Origin of the sequence: Mesorhizobium kowhaii (genome assembly GCF_042431665.1) — a bacterium.
GTDB lineage: Bacteria > Pseudomonadota > Alphaproteobacteria > Rhizobiales > Rhizobiaceae > Mesorhizobium > Mesorhizobium kowhaii.
This window is the reverse complement of the sequence record NZ_JBHLYT010000044.1, coordinates 173,646-190,881: the sequence shown is the minus strand read 5'-3', so window position 1 is coordinate 190,881 and position 17,236 is coordinate 173,646. Positions and strand designations below refer to the sequence as shown.

Sequence of the window (17,236 nt, the reverse complement as noted above, 5' to 3'; positions counted from 1 at the left end):
ATGGCCGCACGGGGTCAATCGTTCGAAGGTCTCGGCTCGCGCCGCCAGCCGAACAGTTCGTCGAAGACGACCAGTGCCGCGCCCACCGAGATGAAGGCGTCGGCCAGGTTGAAGACGGCGAAGGACCAGACCGGCGTGTGGAACAGGATGTAGTCGATGACGTGGCCGTAGACGGCGCGGTCGATCAGATTGCCGAGTGCGCCGCCGACGATCAGCGCAAAGCCGGTGCGGGCAAGGATCTGGGACGACGCGATTCGCGTCGCCAGGAACAGCACGAAGGCAACGACCGCCAGCGAGATGACGATCAGCCCGGTGTCGCCGAAGGACGAGAACATCGAGAAGGCGATGCCGGTGTTGTAGGTGCGAAACAGTGCCAGGAAAGGCACGAGATCGAGCTTTTCCTGAAAGGGCAGGCCGGTCTCGACCAGGCGTTTTATCCACTGGTCGAGCGCTATGGCCGCGATGACGAGCAGCGCGTAGGGGGACCATGATCTCACGGGCGGGCAACCTTCATTGCTGGTCCACGAACGGTTCGAGCTTCAGCGCGCCGCGCCGGATCTCGAACAGCATGACGCCGGTGGCAACCGCAAGATTGAGCGAATCGGCGCGGCCCGCCTGCGGGATTCTAAGCAGCCTGTCGCAACTCGCCGCCAGGCTTTCGGGCAGCCCCTGCTGCTCGTTGCCCATCATCAGCAGCACCGGGCCGCGGGAAAAATCGACCGAGCGGTAGTCGACCGCGCCTTTCAGGTGGGTGCCGGCGACAAGGCCTGAAAATCCGCCTCGCCAGGCAAGGAAGGCCTCGGTCGTCGCCCTGGCCACCGGCACGGCAAAGATCGAACCCATGGTGGCGCGCACCGTCTCGACGGAAAAGGGATCGGTGGTGTCACCGACCAGGATGACACCCTTGGCGCCGACGGCATCGATCGTGCGGATGACGGTGCCGAGATTGCCGGGATCGCGCACCCGGTCGAGCGCCACCCAGACATCGCCATTGTCGGCGCGGATATCCTTCAAGGCCAGGAATTTCTGCGAAAAGACGCCGACCACCATTTGCGGATTGTCGCGGCGGGTGATGGCGACGAGCACCTTTTCTGACACTTCGAGCACCGTGCCGCCGGCGGCAACCGTGCGTGCAGCGACCTTCTCCACCGCGGCGTTGCCGCGTCCGGCCTTGGCGAAAACCAAAGTCCTGATCTGCCAGCCGAGATCGAGCGCATCGATGACCAGCTTCAATCCCTCGGCCATGAAGGCGTTCTGCTGGTCGCGGAATTTCTTCTGGGCAAGCGCCTTGATATCCTTGACCAGCGGGTTGGCGAGGCTGGTGACTTCCTTCACCAGCCCGGGTGCGCCTGCATGCCGCTCGTTCATTCAGGCCACCCAACGCGAAAACAAAGAGGTCGAAAGCGCCCGGCCGGCGGACTTTTCACGGATGATCAGCTCGCCCGATTCGACCGTGCCGCCCATGCCGGCAAAGGTGTCGCGCATCAAGGCATGGATGGCGAAGAAGGAGGCGCGGATCGAATAAGCGGTCAGCACCACGGCGAGCGGTTTCGGTGTCAGGATCGCGCGGCAAAGGTCGGTCAGATCAGGCAGATCCTCGAACAATTGCCAGACCTCGCCCTTGGGGCCGCGGCCATAGGCCGGTGGGTCAAACAGGATGATGTCGTAGCGGCTGCCGCGGCGTTCCTCGCGCTCGGCGAATTTCACCGCGTCGTCGACGATCCAGCGGATCGGCTTGCCGCCGAGCCCGGCCATTTCCTGGTTTTCGCGGGCCCAGCCGATCGCCTTCTTCGAGGCATCGACATGCGTGACCTCGGCGCCGGCGCGGGCCGCCACCAGTGAGGCAAGACCGGTATAACCGAACAGGTTCAGCACCTTGACCGGCCGTTTCGCCGCCAAGATCAGCCCGGCCATGTGATCCCAGTGCGAGGCCTGTTCCGGAAAAACGCCGACATGCCGAAACGAGGTGAAACGGCCGAGATAGTCGATGCCATCATGCTTCATCGGCCAGGTCTCGCCGAGCGGCGTTTTCGGGAAGCGCCAGCGGCCGATGCCTTCCTCGTCGGTATCACCGGTGAAGATGGCGTCGGCGCGCTCCCAGTCTTTTGCCGGCAAGGCCTTTTGCCAGATCGCCTGGCCTTCGGGCCGCACGATGCGGTAGGGGCCGTATTGTTCGAGCTTCTGCCCGGCGCCGCTGTCGAGCAGCGCATAATCGGCATTGGGCGCCACTTCGAGGATTACAGGAAGATGCTCGGTGGGCAGGATACCATCGCGGCGGGCAAGGATGCGCGGCGCCGTTTTCGGCCCGGAGCGGTCTTCCGCTTTCGCCTCGAGCCGCTCGCGCGGCCTGGCGTCCGGCCTTGCTGTGCCACGCGTCTCATGCGGGCGCGCCTCTCCAGATCCGCCCTTCGCGGGCGGGCGGTTGTCGCGGCGTTTGTCGCGAAAAGACTTCAAGCAGGAGCATCTCCGAGCGGCGTGGCCGCTTTTGGCATGAGGACAGCGGCGGTGCAACAAGCGATGGCCTCCAGGGTTGATTGGTGCAGGCTGGAAGCCCTAGCGTTCGAAACAGTGCGGGGGGTGTTGCAGCATTACACTTGTTTTTTCGCGCGCTTCGTTTACGAGGCCCGCATTGTTTTCTGGCATGGGAGCGAAAGATGACGCACATCTTCACCGCGCACCCCTCGAGGGTTCCGGCGTAAGCCAGCATCTTGCTGACTGCCGCCGGTCGAACGGATGCCTGATGGCGTCCGCATTCTGACCTGTATCCAGAAGTGTTCCATCATGGGCAATTTGACCGGGGGCTCAGCCTCCTCTTCGCCGCGCGTTGCCGCGACGGCGCATATCCAGCATTGTTTTTCACCGCGCACCTGGATCGAAGGTGCGGCGCTTCAGCAGTTGCAAACGGTCGCGGCTCTGCCCGGCGTTACCTCGGTTGCGGCTTTTCCGGACCTGCATCCCGGCAAATATGGTCCGACCGGAATTGCCGTGTTGTCGGAACGGCTGCATCCGCAGCTGATTGGCAATGACATTGGCTGCGGCATGTCGTTGTTCGAACTCGATTTACCGCTGCGCAAACTCAGGATCGACAAGGCCGTCGAATGCCTGCGCCAGATCGAAGCGGAGGATATCGACCCGTACGCCGCGCTCGCAGCTGCGGACCTGCCGCTGGATCTCTATCCGGACGCGCTGGGCACGATCGGCGGCGGCAATCATTTCTGCGAGTTGCAGGCGGTCGATCAGGTGATCGAAACGGCTGATGAAGGCCGCCTCGACCGCCAAAAGCTCTATCTCCTGGTGCATCCCGGCTCGCGTGGGCTGGGCGCCTTTGTGTTCGGGCAGATGCTCGACCTTCAGTCGGCGGTCACGGCCGGGCTCGATCCGGAGTCCGCCGCAGGAAGGAGCTGGCGCCGCCAGCATGATCTCTGCGTCACCTGGGCATCGCTCAACCGCAGGCTGATCGCCGAGCGTGCTGCAAGCGCCCTGCGCAGCGAAGTCCGGCTGGTGGCTGATGTACCGCACAATCTTGTCCGCGACCGGGCCGATGGTTTCGTCCATCACAAGGGATCGGCCGCGGTGCGAATAGGGGATATCGCACCGATCGCGGGTTCGCGCGCCAGTCTGAGCTATGTCGTGCGGGCACTCGACGGGACGGGTCCATCGCTGGGCGGCATCTCGCATGGCGCCGGCCGCAAATACGACCGCGCCACCATGCATGGCCGTGCCGGGCGCAACAGGTCAGAGCGCGACGCCTTGCTGAGAAACGTGTGGGGAGGGCAGCTGATCTGCGATGACCGTAACCTGGTCATCGAGGAAGCGGCTTCCGCCTACAAGGATGCCGGGCAGGTGGTGCAAGATCTCGCCGATGCCGGCCTGGTCGTGACGCTTGCGGCGATGAAACCGCTGGTGACCTACAAGAAGGCGATAGACGGCCCGCCCGATCGGACACGCAAGAAGCCATCGCGTGAACGCGTTCCAAGGAGGGCAGACCATGGCCGCAATTGACATGCTCGTCACATCGGGCAGCGGACCGGTGGAATGCCGCATCGCCCTGATGGCGCTGGTCGATATCATCGAGAGCGAAGCCGGTCGGCTTGGCTGTACGATCGAAGTTACGCTTGGCCACAAGCCGGACCGGCATGGCGCCAAATCCGCCATACTCAGTCTTGAGGGGCGTACCGCCGCGGCACTCGCTGAGGAGTATTGCGGCACCGTCAAGGTCGTCTTCAAGAGCCCGGTGCGGCTGGGCCACAAACGGCAGAATTGGTTCGTCGGCGTGCAGACCGTCGATTTGACGGTGGCGACTGCCGTGTCGGTCGCGCCGTCCGATGTCCGTTTCGAAACCTTGCGGGCCGGTGGTCCCGGCGGACAGCATCAGAACACCACCGACAGTGCGGTGCGTGCCGTTCACCTGCCGACCGGCATTGCCGTGGTGGCTCGCAATGAACGCTCGCAGCACCGCAACAAGGCGATCGCACTGCGGCGGCTGGAGGCGATGCTGCGTGTCCTTGCCGACCGTGAAATCGACATGTCGAAGACGCAGATGTTCGTCGCCAACAAGGCCTTGGAACGCGGCAACGCAGTCAAGGTATTCCATCTCTGACGTTGCCGCGCCATCAGCGTCAAACCCGCTGCGCACTTGCGGGCGACATGCATTATCGTGGAGACAGAAAAACCCGAGAATCATGTCCCGCTCAGAACGCCTGCTCGACCTGATCCAAACGCTGCGCCGGCACCGCCGGCCGGTGAGCGGGCAGGCGCTGGCTGATGAACTCGGGATTTCGATCCGCACGCTCTACCGCGACATCGCCACGCTGCAGAGCCAGGGTGCGCCGATCGATGGTGAAGCTGGCCTGGGCTATGTGCTCAAGCCCGGCTTCATGTTGCCGCCGCTGATGTTCAGCGACGAGGAGATCGAAGCCATCGTGCTCGGTTCGCGATGGGTCGCCAAGCAGCCGGACCAGCGTCTCTCGGCCGCCGCCGCCAACGCGCTGGCCAAGATCGCCGCCGTGCTGCCGGACGATCTGCGCGAGGATCTCGATGCGAGCACGCTGCTGGTCGGGCCTCCCGCCGCGGCCATCGAGGGCATCGACCTCGGCCTGGTTCGGCAGGCCATCCGCAATGAGCGCAAGCTCGGCTTTTTGTACCGCGATGCCGGTGGCGCCGCCTCCGAACGCGTGGTCTGGCCGTTTGCGCTGGGGTTCTTCGACAAGGTGCGGGTCGTGGTGGCGTGGTGCGAGATGCGCCAGGATTTCCGGCATTTTCGCGCCGATCGCATATCTGGCCTCAACACCACCGATACGCGCTATCCGCGCCGTCGCCAGGCGCTGCTGAAGGAATGGCGGGCGACACTCGACAAGCCGCGTGGTTCCTGACGGCCATTGCCCTAATTTGGTAGCGGGTCAGTTTGAATTGTCCCCTAGCTTTCTCAAGAACCAGCTGGCTGCGATCACGGTCCCGAATCCCAATGCGGCTACGACGGCAGCGAAAGACGTCATGCCAATCGTCAGGTAGGCGAATACTCCAATCGCAAGGCCGAGGGATTTAATCCAACTGGGCAACGATTGGCCTACCCGATTTTCGAGAATGATTTCACCGACGAACATAATGCTGGATTGAAAGACAAACAGCCAGAATAGAGCTGCAAAGAATCCAAATTTTCTCGCAAAATAGAGTCGCTCAAGACCATACGGGATGGCGACTGCTACAAAGGATAAGATCAGAAAAAACATCTAACTGAACTAGCATGATGCACTAAAATGTCCAATGCCCGCAAGGGTTCACGGCGGTTGGACGAATGAACCACCGCGTTGGCGTGCTGCCCTACCTTCTTCGAGAAACCGTTGGTCAGGCGTAGGTCACCTGACGGCTACTGCCAGAATCTGACAGTAGCTCATCCTATGGTCGCCAAGTCGAAACATTGAACCTTGGAGAGCAGACATGACCGCCTCGATTTTCGTCATCCTCTATGTCGACCAGCCGCGGCAGAGCGGCGCCTTCTACAGCGCGCTGCTCGGTCGCGAGCCGGTCGAAAGTTCGCCGACCTTCGTGCTGTTCGTTCTCGATGCGGGCTTCAAGCTCGGCCTCTGGTCGCGCCACACGGTGGAGCCGGCAGCCGCCGCGGCAGGCGGTGGCGCCGAAATCGTCTTTGCGCTGGATACGCCTGATGCCGTCGACGCTACCCATGCCGACTGGGCCGGGCGCGGGCTGAAGATCCTGCAGACCCCGACCGACATGGATTTCGGCCGCACCTTCGTCGCGCTCGATCCCGACAATCATCGCCTGCGCGTCTACTGGCTGTCCGATGGGGAACAGGCCAATGGGGGACAGAAATGAGTGCGTATTGGATCGCGGTGGCGTCGGCCGACCATGTCCGGCGCGGCCGCCTGGGCGGCTTCATGCAGGTCAATCACGGCAAGGCAGCACCCTTGCGTCGCGTCAAACCCGGTGACGGCATCATCTATTATTCGCCGACCACTGTTCTTCGCGAAAAGGACGGCCTTCAGGCTTTCACGGCAATTGGCACGGTGCGGGAAGGCGAGCCCTATCAGGGCGACATGGGCGGCGGCTTCACGCCGTTCCGGCGCGATGTCGCGTGGGCAAAGGCCGAGGAAACATCGATCAAGCCGCTGCTCGACAGGCTGGAATTCACCGCCGGCAAGTCGAACTGGGGCTATCAGCTTCGCTTCGGGCTTTTCGAAATCAGCGATCACGATTTTCGTGTGATCGCCAAGGCGATGGCCGCCAAAATGGCCGTGGCAGCAAACTAAGCCACGAGCGCCTTGTAGACGGCAATGCCGGCGGCAAGGTCCTCGAGTGCTGCGCCGACCGACTTGAACAGCGTGATTTCACTGGCGCTCTCGCGACCCTTCTTCTGGCCGCGCGCCAATTCGTGCAGATCGGCAACGATGGCGTCCGGCTTCAGCACGCCGGAGGCCAGCGGCTGAACGATGTCACCGGCCTCCTTGGTGGCGCCGGCGCGGGTGTCGACATAGACGCGGGCAAGCGCGATCGCGTCATCATCGCTTTCTCGCATCGTCGGGGTAAAGCCGCCGACCAGGTCGACATGCGTTCCCGGCCGCAGCAACGCGCCCTTGATCAGCGGCGTGGTGGTGATCGTCGCCGAGGAGACGATGTCGGCCTGCCCAAGTTCGGCATCGAGATCGCTTGCGGCGCTGGCCGCCAAACCATCGGCACGCAGATCGGCGGCGACCTTCTCGGCATTGGCCGGCGTGCGGTTCCAGATGCGGATGGTCCTGATCGGCCGCACGGCGCAATGCGCCTTGGCGAGGAAGGGCGACAGCGCGCCGGCCCCGACCACAAGCAGCCGCGAAGCGTCCTCGCGGGCGAGATAGGAAGCGGCCAGCGCCGAAGCGCAGGCGGTGCGCCACTGCGTCAACCGCTGGCCGTCGATCAAGGCTTCAGGTTCGCCGGTGGCACCGTTGAGCAGGAGATAGAGGCCCATCACCGCGGGCTTGCCGATGGTATTGTTGTCGGGCGAAACGGTGACGATCTTGACGCCGATGTGACCACCGGAAGACGTGCCGGCGGCGTTGAAGTCGGTCCATGCCGGCATCAAAAGCAGCGTCGAGGCGGCGCCGTCGGGCCGTTCGACCGAGTGATGGTGCCTGACCGGCTGCACCGCACCGTCACGAAACGCCGAGCGCAGCGTCTCGACCAGTCCGGGAAAGGTCAGCGCATGATCGACCTCGGCGGCCGAAATGGTCAGCATGGAAAACTCCGTGGAGAGAAAACCGCCGACCGGCGGTTCAAGTGGTCGGTTTCGGCAAGACCGGTGTTTGGGCTGACCCCTGGGCCGATCCTTGCGGTGCCGCCGGCGCGCGGCTGATCGCCTGGCGCAGGTTCTCGGCCTCGGCGCCACGCTGGCGCGCCAGCTTGCGGTAGCGGCCCTGCTTGACCCAGGTTGCCAGGCTGCCGACGACCATGCCGACGGCGAGCGCCAGGAACAGGAAGATGAACAGCGGCAAGGTCAGCGTCAGCTTTGGATTGCCGGGGTTGAACGGGTCCAGCGTGAAGGCGACCAGTTCGCGATTGGCGACGGCGAGCGCGATCAGGATGACCGCCAGGGGTACGAAGACCACGATGAGCATGAAGCGATTGAACATGATGTTTTCCGTCGGAAAGGCCGTTTGGCGCTGACGCCGCGGCTACTTGCCGCCGTTCAGCCTTTCACGCAGCTCCTTGCCGGTCTTGAAGAACGGCACCCATTTCTCCTCGACCTCGACGGATTCGCCGGTGCGTGGATTGCGGCCGGTGCGGGCGGGACGGTTTTTCACCGAAAAAGCACCGAAGCCGCGCAGCTCGACACGATTGCCTTCGGCAAGAGCGTCGGTGATCTCATCGAAGATCGCGCCGACGATGTTTTCGACGTCGCGCAGGAAAAGATGCGGATTGCGCGTGGCAATAATCTGCACAAGTTCGGACTTGATCATCAGACGGGTCCCCGTGAAAGCAGTGCGGTCAAAATTATGAGGATGATTTTATTTGCTTTTTCACTTGCCCCAAGCGGCATCTCAAGGGTGCCAGACGGAAACGAGACCGTCAAGAAACAAGCGGTCGACGCCGAGTTCATGGATGACATCGCCGCTGTAGGCGGGCAGACCGAGCGCGCTGCCGATCGTTTGCGCCATCGCTTTCGAGAACAGGAAGCCGCCGCGCCGTTCCGTATCCTTCCACTCGACGACCTTCAGTTTGGCATCGACGCCCTTGGTCGCCAGCCAGTCGACGGCTTCGGTCTCGCCGCCGACGCCGTCGATCAGTCCGTTGGCGACGCCCTGGCGGCCGGTGAAGATCGAGCCATCGGCGAGCGCCAGCGCTTGCTCGCGGGTCATCTTGCGACGCTCGGCGACGATGCCGACGAACCAGTCGTAGCTATCGAGGATGAGCTTGCGGACCATGGCGCGCTCTTCGTCATTGGTCGGCTTGAAGGGAGACGGCGAGGCTTTCAGCGGTGAGGACTTCACTTCCTCCAGCTTGACGCCGAGCTTGTCCATCAGGCCGCTGACGTCCGGATACTGGATCAGCACGCCGATCGAGCCGACGATCGAGGTCTTGCGGGCGACGATGTGATCGGCGGCACTGGCGATCATGTAGCCCGCCGATGCGGCAAGCGTGCCGACTTCGGCCACGACAGGCTTGTCGGCGGCCAGCTTGCGCACCTCTTCGTAGATCGATTCACCGCCGACCGTGGTGCCGCCAGGCGAATCGATCGACAGGATCACGCCTTTCACCTTCGACGACTGGCGGATGGTTTCCAGCCGCTTGATCAGCTCCTCGTCCTCGGTGATGGTGCCTTCGATCCTGACCTTGGCGATATGGTCGACCGCCGAGCCGGTGAAATCGTCGCCGTAGAACCAAGCTGAAAGTGCAATCACCCCAAGGGCTACGATGCCGATGGCGGCAATCCGCCAGAATGTCAGCTTGCGCCGCAAGCGGCGGCGGTCGATCAGGTCGTCGGCTCTCAGTGCCATGGTCAGCCTTTCAGTCGGCGGGAGGACACGCTTTTAGACCATCATCTTCCCATCTGGAAGCAATTCTCTTTTCCGGCCAGACGAGACAATCGGCGCGGACGGTCAAGATGGCCATGCCGGATGCGCGATCGGGCGGTCAGGCGGGCTCCGCCCCCCTCCAGGCACAGCTCTCTTCACGTATTTGTGCAATCGCCGCGAGGTCGGACGGCGTGACCGATAGTTGATAAATTTTACGCCGCGTGTCTGTTTCTGCTATGAAGAACGGGCAGTTGTGCGGATCTCATTTTCATCTGTACAAACGCGGCTGTCACATTTTTGCAGTTTTCATAGGCTTGTGCTTGCTTGAAGGCGCCGGCGTCCCACCTATAGGCGGTGCTCGCGGGTGGGCAAGGGGTTTAGAAGAAAGCGGTAAATGTTAGCGCGACCGATTGAATCGACCAACGCCGAGATGGAGTTGGCTCCCCCGGCGGACGGCCGGATGCGTGGCGATGCTTTCGACCGCGCGCAGCGTCATTCGCGCCGCGTGCGCGTTCTCAAGTTTGCCGTGCCGTTGGCTGCGGTACTGATCGCCGTCGCTTTCCCGGTCTATTCCTATCTCGCCGCACCCGTCTCCGTCGCGGTCCAGGCGGATGGCACCGCTTTTTCCAACGGCAAGCTGGTGATGGCCAATCCCAAGCTCAACGGTTTCACCAAGCAGAAGCAGCCCTATTCGATGACCGCCCTGCGCGCCATCCAGGATGTCAGCACGCAAGGTATCATCGAACTGGAAGGCATCGACGCCAAGGTCCCGGTCGGACCTGACAATATCGCGGCGATCAAGGCCTCGCACGGCACCTACGATCGCAACGGCAATACGATGAACCTGACCAGCGACGTTACCATCACCACGACCGACGGCATGCGGGCCAAGTTCAAATCGGTCTTCCTCGACATGGGCAAAGGCACTATGAAGACGGGAGATCCCGTCGATGTCGGCCGTGAAGGGTCGCGGATCACGGCGGATTCGATGTCGGTCCAGGACAATGGCAAGGTTCTGGTTTTCGAGAACAAAGTGCGCGTCAACATCGATTCCGCCGCCTTGAAGACGGCAGAGGGAAACAGCGGAGAAACCAATGCGGCTCAGTAGTTCGACGCGGCTCGCGGCTGCAACTTCGGCGTTGCTGCTGCTCGGGCTGGTGCCGTCATTGGCGCAGTCCACCAGCCAATCAGGTCTCAAACTGTCCGGCGACAAGCCGATCCAGATCGAAAGCGACAAGCTGGAAGTCCGCCAGGCCGAAAATGTCGCCATCTTCACGGGCAATGTCAGCGTCGTCCAGGGGCCGACATTGATGAAGGCCGGCAAGATGACGGTCTATTATGTCAAGGACCCCAATGCCGCGGCCAAGGGCACGGAAGCCGCGGGTGCGGCGATGACCGGCTCGGCCAACATCGATCATCTGGAGATCTCTGACAAGGTTTACATCAAGTCGGATGCGCAGATCGCGACCGGCGATCAGGGCAGCTTCGATATGAAGAGCCAGGTTCTGGTGCTTTCGGGTCAGAAGGTGGTGCTCTCGCAAAACGACAACGTGCTGGTCGGCTGCAAGCTCGTCGTGCAGATGAAAACCGGGCTGGCCCAGGTTGATCCGTGCGCTGGGCAACGTGTCCAGATGTCGATCACACCGCCGCCGAAATCGGGAGCGGCGAACCCCTGATGGCCAGCCTGTCGTCGCTGACGGCGCGTCTTCCGGGACGGGCCGCCGGCAAGGTTTCGGCGCCGGCCACGGTGACCGTCGATAAGGGAAAGTTCAAGGGAACCCTGATCGCCAAGGGTCTGACCAAGAGCTACAAGGGCCGCAAGGTCGTCAGCGGCGTCACCATCGGCGTGCGCGCCGGCGAGGCCGTCGGGCTGCTCGGCCCCAACGGCGCCGGCAAGACCACCTGTTTCTACATGGTCACCGGCCTGGTGCCGGTGGATGAGGGCACGATCGAGATCGACGGCTTCGACGTTACCTCGATGCCGATGTACCGTCGTGCGCGCCTCGGCATCGGCTATCTGCCGCAGGAGGCTTCGATCTTTCGCGGCCTGAGTGTCGAGCAGAACATCCGCGCCGTGCTCGAAGTGGTCGAAAAGAGCCGCAAGGAGCGCGAGCGCAATCTCGACGAACTGCTCGAGGAATTCCACATCAGCCATCTGCGCAAGGCACCATCCATGTCGCTTTCCGGCGGCGAGCGGCGGCGCCTGGAAATCGCGCGTGCGCTGGCGACGCGTCCGGCCTACATGCTGCTCGACGAGCCTTTTGCCGGCATCGATCCGATCGCCGTCGCCGATATCCAGCAATTGGTGCGCCACCTGACGGCGCGCGGCATCGGCGTCCTCATCACCGATCACAATGTGCGCGAAACGCTCGGCCTGATCGACCGCGCCTACATCATCCATGCCGGCCAAGTGCTGACCCATGGCCGGGCCGACGAAGTGGTGGCAAACCCGGATGTCCGGCGGCTCTATCTCGGCGAGGGTTTTACGCTCTGAGCGTGAAATTTGTTTCCTGACACGATTTTTGGTGCCCAGTCGGCCCTTTTTCTTCGATTTTGCCGCCAGATAACGCTCCGGTAAGCGAGTTTTGCTAGCTATTGCCTTGACAAGCAAAAGCTGGGCCAGTTTCTATGACCGGCTGCAAAAATTCCTGTCCGGAAGCCCGGATGCGTAGACGAGGCGTTTGAAACCAGACGATGGCATTGGCGGCGAAACTACAGCTACGACAATCGCAGTCGCTGGTGATGACGCCGCAGCTGATGCAGTCGATTCGGCTGCTGCAGTTCACCCATGTCGAGCTCGAGCATTTCATCGACGAGGAAATAGAGCGCAACCCGCTGCTGGAGCGCGCCGAGCCGCAGGACGATGCCGCCAGTGATCAGTCGCAGAAGACCGAGGCGGAGCCGCAAGCCGCCGCCGACGGCGACTGGTTCGAAAACGAGACGCAGTGGAGCGCCGAGGCGATCTCGGACAAGCTCGATACGTCGCTGGAAAACCTGTTTCCCGACGATCCGGGGACGAGCGAGCGGCTCGGTCCCGACCTGACGGCGCAATGGAAATCGGCTTCCGGCAATGGCGCGAGTTCCTCATCCGAGGGTTTTGACGCCGGCGACATGGCGGCCGCGGCGATCACGCTGCGCGACCATGTCGGCGAACAGGTGGCGCTCGCCTTCGCCGATCCGGCGGCACGGCTGATCGCTGCCGACCTTGCCGACGGCCTCGACGAGACCGGCTATCTGCGCGCAGACCTGGCCGAGATCGCCGCCCGTCTCGGCACGGACGCTGCCGCGGTGAGCAAGGTCCTGGCGGTGTGCCAGACGTTCGAGCCGGCCGGCCTGTTTGCCCGCGACCTTGCCGAATGCCTGTCGCTGCAGCTTGCCGTGCGGGACCGGCTCGATCCGGCGATGAAGGCGCTGGTCGCCAATCTCGAACTGCTGGCACGGCGCGATTTCCATGCGCTGAAACGGATCTGCGGTGTCGACGAGGAGGATCTGCTCGACATGCTGGCCGAGATCCGGGCCCTTGATCCGCGGCCGGGCATGGCGTTTTCAGGCGGCGCCAGCGACGCGATCGTCGCCGATGTCGAGGTGCGCGCGGCCAATGACGGCAGCTGGACGGTCGAGCTCAATGCCGAAACGCTGCCGCGCGTGCTGGTCGACCATATCTATTTCGCCCAGGTTTCGCCGCAGGCAAAGAACCAGGCGGAAAAGGACTTCCTCGCCGAATGCCTGCAAAACGCCAACTGGCTGACGCGCAGCCTTGACCAGCGGGCAAAGACCATCCTCAAGGTCGCCTCGGAAATCGTTCGCCAGCAGGATGCGTTCCTCGTCCATGGCGTGCGCCAGCTGAAGCCGCTCAACCTGCGCACGGTGGCCGATGCCATCGGCATGCACGAATCGACGGTCAGCCGGGTCACCGCGAACAAATACATGCTGACGCCGCGCGGCGTGTTCGAACTGCGGTACTTCTTCACCGCCCCGATCGCTGCGTCGGGTGGCGGCGATGCGCATTCCTCGGAATCGGTGCGTGATCGCATCAAGCAGCTGATCGATGAGGAAAAACCCGTCGACGTGCTTTCCGACGATGCGATCGTCGACATGTTGCGCGAGAGTGGCGTCGATATCGCCAGGCGCACCGTCGCCAAGTACCGGGAAGGCATGAATATTCCCTCCTCGGTGCAGCGCCGACGCGAGAAACGGGCACTGGCCAGCGCCGGGCGCTGATACGGTTCGATTTTCCACAGGCCAGCACTTCATTGACAAGCCGCGGCGAAGTGGCTAGAAGCCCGCCCGCATGAGAGGGGCTAGATGCCCCCATGCGGATGGTCCGTCACGACGTTGGCCTCGGGACGGTCAAAAGGACGGCTTGTGATCAACCGGAAAGTTCGGATTTAAAATCGGCGCGAGTGACGCCGCAAAGCTTGTGCGCACGGACCACGAGTATAAACTCGGGCCAGTTTGAAGCCTGAGCAAGGAAGGTCAGTTTTCAGATGAATCTGCGCATATCGGGAAAACACATGGATATCGGCGATGCGTTCCGTACACGCATCAACGATCGTGTCGGCGAAGCGATCGGCAAATATTTCGATCGCGGTTTTGCCGGACACGTCACGGTCATCAAATCAGGTTCGCGCTATTCGGCGGATTGCATGATCCGGCTGGATTCCGGCGCCTCGCTACAGGCCACCGGCGATGCCCAGGATCCGACGGTGGCCTTCGAGGCCGCCGCCGATCGCCTGGAAACCCGGTTGAGGCGCTACAAGCGCCGGCTGAAATCGCACAATTCGGGCACCGCCAACGGCGATCTGACCGACATCGCCTACACGGTGATGGCGCCGCTGGCCGATGACGACGAGGACATCCCGGAGAATTTCGCGCCGGCCATCGTCGCCGAATCAACCATGACGCTGAAGACCATGTCGGTGGCGTCGGCGGTCATCGAGCTCGACACCAAGGACAGCCCGGTCTTCGTCTTCCGCAACGCCGGAAACGACCATCTCAACATCGTCTATCGCCGGCCCGATGGAAACATCGGCTGGATCGACCCGTCCACGACCAAGGTCGCACAAGGATAAGAGCCGGCCGCACGAGGGGTGAGGACTGGTGACGGCAGGCGAACAAGGGATTTTCAAGCATGGATCTGAGCGATCTTATCAACGTTCCGGCGATACTGCCGGCGTTGAAGGCGAACTCCAAGAAGCAGCTGTTGCAATTGCTGTCCGAACGGGCGGCGGCGATTTCCGGCATTCCGGAGCGGGAAGTTTTCGACACCATCCTGCAGCGTGAACGGCTGGGCTCGACGGGCGTCGGCAACGGCATCGCCATTCCGCACGGCAAGCTGGCCGGCGTGAAGCGCATCGCCGGGGTTTTCGCCCGGCTGGAGACGCCGGTCGATTTCGAATCGCTGGACGATCAGCCGGTCGATCTGGTGTTTCTGCTGCTGGCGCCGGAAGGGGCAGGCGCCGACCATCTCAAGGCCTTGTCGCGCATCGCGCGGGTGCTGCGCGATGCCGACACGGTGGCCAAGATCAGGGGTACGCGCGACGCCACGGCAATCCATGCGCTGCTGTCGGATACGCAAGCCTCGCACGCGGCCTGACATTTTTCTGGATTGAACCAGACTCAAGGGCCGCCGTGGGCGGCCCTGTCCGTTTGAGCCGGGCGCGCCGGGCTTAGTGAATGGCGACCGTGGTCAGGTCGTTTTCCATGGCGCCGGCCAGCGCGCGGTCGCGCGCGTCGGAAAGCAGGATCGGTTGGCCATTGGCGGCAAACAGCGCCCACAGTTCCATGCCGGGAGCGATTTCACCGAGGTTCGGGAAACGGCCGAGCAATTCGTCGCTCGAGACCTTGCGCAGATAGGCGACCGAGCCCTCGCCGAGATGGGCGAATTCGCCGCTGGTCATGGTGAGATTTTCGTCAGTTCTGGTCATTTCAAAGCCTCCTTGGCGCGAGGACGCCGCTCAAGGCCATCCCGCATGAGAGCCATCGGTAAAGATCAGTCTTTCACCGATATGTTTATTTTTCGTACCAGCCGTTCGGACTCCGGCCGATCGAGATCGATCGACAAAAGGCCGTTCTTCAGTTCCGCCGCGATCACCCGCATGCCGTCGGCCAGCACGAAACAGCGCTGGAACTGGCGCGCGGCGATGCCGCGATGAAGAAATTCGCGCTCGGTATCGTCGGTCTGACGACCGCGCACGACCAGCTGGTTTTCCTCCGTGGAGACATCGAGATCGCTTTCGGCGAAACCGGCGACCGCCAATGTGATGCGCAACCTTTCGGTCTTGCCGTCGGCGCCGCTGAGGCGTTCGATGTTGTAGGGAGGGTAGCTGTCACCGGACTTCGCCAGACGTTCCAGTGTCTTTTCCATGGCGTCGAAACCAAGGAGAAGCGGGCTGGAAAAGGGCGTCATTCGGCTCATGTTACACTGTCCTCTCAAGAGCGACATAAAGTGGAAAAACCCAGATGGCATTTTTCCCGATGGTCTTGATATGGTCCGCCCCGCGACCAAGTTCAAGCCGTCAAAAGACCCGCCCAAAAAGACCAGGTCGTGGACTCACAGGAATGATCGACATGGCGCTTGAAACGGCTCGCAGATGCAAGGAGAAGCGCGCAGGTCGGGATTGTCTTCCCCGGTCGAGCGGTTCGACATGGCAGCTCGCAGCCGCTTCGGCGTCATTTAGATGTTTCGATCGGATTCGTCCAAGTCCACGGCCTCGCCAAACAAGGAATTGAAATGCCTCAATCACGCAAGATCATCATCGACACGGATCCCGGCCAGGATGATGCCGTCGCCATTTTGCTGGCGCTCGGCAGCTCCGAGCTGGAGATCGTCGGCATCACCGCCGTTGCCGGCAACGTGCCGCTGAAGCTTACTGAAAAGAATGCCCGCAAGATATGCGAGCTGGCCGGCCGGCCGGACATCAAGGTCTATGCAGGCGCCATCCGGCCATTGATGCGCGAACTGGTCACCGCCGAGGAAGTGCATGGCAAGACCGGTCTCAACGGGCCGCAATTGCCCGAACCGACGATGAAGCTGCAGGAGCAGTATGCCGTCGATTTCATCGTCGAGACGCTGATGAAGGAAGAGAGCGGCACCATCACGCTTTGCCCGCTCGGGCCACTCACCAACATTGCGCTGGCGCTGATCCGCGAACCGCGCATTGCACCGCGCATCAAGGAAATCGTGCTGATGGGCGGCGGCTTCTTCGAAGGCGGCAACGTCACGCCGTCGGCCGAATTCAACATCTATGTCGATCCGCAGGCGGCCGACGTCGTGCTCAAATCCGGCATTCCGATCGTGATGATGCCGCTCGACGTCACCCACAAGGCGCTGACCACCGCCAAGCGCACGCAGGCCTTCCGCGCGCTCGGCACCAAGGTCGGCACGGCGACCGCCGACATGCTGGAATTCTTCGAGCGCTTCGACGAGGAGAAATACGGCACCGACGGTGGGCCGCTGCACGACCCCTGCGTCATCGCCTATCTGTTGAAGCCGGACCTGTTCAAAGGCCGCAACTGCAATGTCAGCGTGGAAACCACCTCGGAACTGACCATGGGCATGACCGTCATCGACTGGTGGAGCGTGACCAATCGGCCGAAGAACGCCATGGTGATGCGCGACATCGACCATGATGGCTTCTTCGCACTGCTGGTCGAGAGGTTGGGGAGGCTTTAGGCGCCTTCTCAGACATGTCGCCGGCACTGCTGCCTACACTCGGGTAAGCCCGGGC

At 62.5% G+C, this 17,236-nt stretch carries 22 protein-coding genes; 12 read left to right on the top strand and 10 right to left on the bottom strand.

What is annotated here, in order from left to right:
- Window positions 1-14: 14 nt before the first annotated feature.
- The 3 genes from lspA to ACFFNA_RS25075 are packed head-to-tail and all read right to left on the bottom strand — an operon-like array spanning window position 15 to window position 2,454.
- Window positions 15-497 carry a signal peptidase II gene (gene lspA / locus ACFFNA_RS25085; RefSeq protein ID WP_378922437.1) on the bottom strand — a complete coding sequence of 161 codons (483 nt, stop codon included), beginning with the start codon at window positions 495-497 and terminating at the stop codon, window positions 15-17.
- 13 nt (window positions 498-510) lie between these two features.
- Entirely contained in the window at window positions 511-1,368 is an 858-nt protein-coding gene (locus ACFFNA_RS25080) for a TrmH family RNA methyltransferase (protein WP_378922435.1), read from the bottom strand.
- Window positions 1,369-2,454 (bottom strand): RsmD family RNA methyltransferase, encoded by a 1,086-nt coding sequence (locus ACFFNA_RS25075; RefSeq protein ID WP_378922433.1) that lies wholly within the window; start codon window positions 2,452-2,454, stop codon window positions 1,369-1,371.
- A 327-nt stretch (window positions 2,455-2,781) separates the two neighbouring features.
- Here ACFFNA_RS25075 and ACFFNA_RS25070 point away from each other — a divergent pair, with 327 nt between their 5' ends.
- From ACFFNA_RS25070 to ACFFNA_RS25060, 3 genes are all read left to right on the top strand, one after another.
- Entirely contained in the window at window positions 2,782-4,002 is a 1,221-nt protein-coding gene (locus tag ACFFNA_RS25070) for an RNA ligase RtcB family protein (protein WP_378922431.1), read from the top strand.
- Window positions 3,989-4,600 (top strand): peptide chain release factor H, encoded by a 612-nt coding sequence (gene prfH / locus ACFFNA_RS25065; RefSeq protein ID WP_378922429.1) that lies wholly within the window; start codon window positions 3,989-3,991, stop codon window positions 4,598-4,600. The genes ACFFNA_RS25070 and prfH overlap by 14 nt, the downstream gene beginning before the upstream one ends.
- A gap of 82 nt (window positions 4,601-4,682) precedes the next feature.
- Window positions 4,683-5,372, top strand: a complete 690-nt coding sequence (locus tag ACFFNA_RS25060) for a helix-turn-helix transcriptional regulator (RefSeq protein ID WP_378922427.1) — start codon at window positions 4,683-4,685, stop codon at window positions 5,370-5,372.
- A gap of 27 nt (window positions 5,373-5,399) precedes the next feature.
- Here the strand turns inward: ACFFNA_RS25060 and ACFFNA_RS25055 are convergent, their stop codons facing one another.
- Window positions 5,400-5,729: a hypothetical protein gene (locus ACFFNA_RS25055; RefSeq protein WP_378922425.1), complete on the bottom strand. Its 330-nt coding sequence runs from the start codon at window positions 5,727-5,729 to the stop codon at window positions 5,400-5,402.
- 208 nt (window positions 5,730-5,937) lie between these two features.
- Here ACFFNA_RS25055 and ACFFNA_RS25050 point away from each other — a divergent pair, with 208 nt between their 5' ends.
- Both ACFFNA_RS25050 and ACFFNA_RS25045 read left to right on the top strand, forming a co-directional pair.
- Window positions 5,938-6,333: a VOC family protein gene (locus ACFFNA_RS25050; protein ID WP_378922423.1), complete on the top strand. Its 396-nt coding sequence runs from the start codon at window positions 5,938-5,940 to the stop codon at window positions 6,331-6,333.
- Window positions 6,330-6,767, top strand: coding sequence for an EVE domain-containing protein (locus ACFFNA_RS25045; RefSeq protein WP_378922421.1), 438 nt, complete (start codon window positions 6,330-6,332; stop codon window positions 6,765-6,767). The genes ACFFNA_RS25050 and ACFFNA_RS25045 overlap by 4 nt, the downstream gene beginning before the upstream one ends.
- Here the strand turns inward: ACFFNA_RS25045 and lhpI are convergent.
- The 4 genes from lhpI to sppA form a co-directional block, all read right to left on the bottom strand.
- Complete coding sequence (lhpI, locus tag ACFFNA_RS25040) at window positions 6,764-7,729, bottom strand: bifunctional Delta(1)-pyrroline-2-carboxylate/Delta(1)-piperideine-2-carboxylate reductase (protein WP_378922419.1); 966 nt, start codon at window positions 7,727-7,729, stop codon at window positions 6,764-6,766. The two genes, ACFFNA_RS25045 and lhpI, sit on opposite strands and share 4 nt — an antisense overlap.
- Before the next feature lie 37 nt (window positions 7,730-7,766).
- Window positions 7,767-8,123, bottom strand: a complete 357-nt coding sequence (locus tag ACFFNA_RS25035) for a LapA family protein (protein ID WP_111548791.1) — start codon at window positions 8,121-8,123, stop codon at window positions 7,767-7,769.
- A gap of 42 nt (window positions 8,124-8,165) precedes the next feature.
- On the bottom strand, window positions 8,166-8,450 hold the full coding sequence (locus ACFFNA_RS25030) for an integration host factor subunit beta (protein WP_006200394.1): 285 nt from the start codon (window positions 8,448-8,450) through the stop codon (window positions 8,166-8,168).
- Between the two features lie 81 nt (window positions 8,451-8,531).
- Complete coding sequence (gene sppA / locus ACFFNA_RS25025; protein ID WP_378922414.1) at window positions 8,532-9,488, bottom strand: signal peptide peptidase SppA; 957 nt, start codon at window positions 9,486-9,488, stop codon at window positions 8,532-8,534.
- Window positions 9,489-9,900: 412 nt separating this feature from the next.
- On the opposite strand from sppA, the gene lptC reads away from it, so the two are divergent.
- The 6 genes from lptC to ptsN all read left to right on the top strand — a co-directional run bounded on the left by lptC (window position 9,901) and on the right by ptsN (window position 15,102).
- Window positions 9,901-10,614 carry an LPS export ABC transporter periplasmic protein LptC gene (gene lptC / locus ACFFNA_RS25020; protein WP_111548789.1) on the top strand — a complete coding sequence of 238 codons (714 nt, stop codon included), beginning with the start codon at window positions 9,901-9,903 and terminating at the stop codon, window positions 10,612-10,614.
- Window positions 10,601-11,182 carry an LptA/OstA family protein gene (locus ACFFNA_RS25015; RefSeq protein WP_111548788.1) on the top strand — a complete coding sequence of 194 codons (582 nt, stop codon included), beginning with the start codon at window positions 10,601-10,603 and terminating at the stop codon, window positions 11,180-11,182. The genes lptC and ACFFNA_RS25015 overlap by 14 nt, the downstream gene beginning before the upstream one ends.
- A complete protein-coding gene (lptB, locus tag ACFFNA_RS25010) occupies window positions 11,182-12,000 on the top strand; it encodes an LPS export ABC transporter ATP-binding protein (protein ID WP_111548787.1) in 819 nt (272 codons plus the stop codon). Before ACFFNA_RS25015 ends, lptB begins: the two co-directional genes overlap by 1 nt.
- Window positions 12,001-12,200: 200 nt before the next feature.
- The gene (gene rpoN, locus ACFFNA_RS25005) at window positions 12,201-13,727 is read left to right on the top strand and encodes an RNA polymerase factor sigma-54 (protein ID WP_378922411.1); all 1,527 of its coding nucleotides are present in this window, start codon (window positions 12,201-12,203) and stop codon (window positions 13,725-13,727) included.
- A gap of 266 nt (window positions 13,728-13,993) precedes the next feature.
- Window positions 13,994-14,578, top strand: coding sequence for a ribosome hibernation-promoting factor, HPF/YfiA family (hpf, locus tag ACFFNA_RS25000; protein ID WP_378922409.1), 585 nt, complete (start codon window positions 13,994-13,996; stop codon window positions 14,576-14,578).
- Window positions 14,579-14,637: 59 nt separating this feature from the next.
- Window positions 14,638-15,102, top strand: a complete 465-nt coding sequence (gene ptsN, locus ACFFNA_RS24995) for a PTS IIA-like nitrogen regulatory protein PtsN (RefSeq protein ID WP_111548784.1) — start codon at window positions 14,638-14,640, stop codon at window positions 15,100-15,102.
- Window positions 15,103-15,175: 73 nt separating this feature from the next.
- Here ptsN and ACFFNA_RS24990 read toward each other — a convergent pair whose 3' ends face one another.
- Both ACFFNA_RS24990 and ACFFNA_RS24985 read right to left on the bottom strand, forming a co-directional pair.
- Complete coding sequence (locus tag ACFFNA_RS24990; protein ID WP_095084707.1) at window positions 15,176-15,433, bottom strand: BQ00720 family protein; 258 nt, start codon at window positions 15,431-15,433, stop codon at window positions 15,176-15,178.
- 65 nt (window positions 15,434-15,498) lie between these two features.
- Window positions 15,499-15,924, bottom strand: coding sequence for an Hsp20 family protein (locus ACFFNA_RS24985; RefSeq protein WP_111548783.1), 426 nt, complete (start codon window positions 15,922-15,924; stop codon window positions 15,499-15,501).
- 315 nt (window positions 15,925-16,239) lie between these two features.
- Between ACFFNA_RS24985 and ACFFNA_RS24980 the strand changes: the two genes are divergently transcribed.
- A complete protein-coding gene (locus tag ACFFNA_RS24980) occupies window positions 16,240-17,181 on the top strand; it encodes a nucleoside hydrolase (protein ID WP_111548782.1) in 942 nt (313 codons plus the stop codon).
- The last annotated feature ends 55 nt before the right edge of the window (window positions 17,182-17,236 follow it).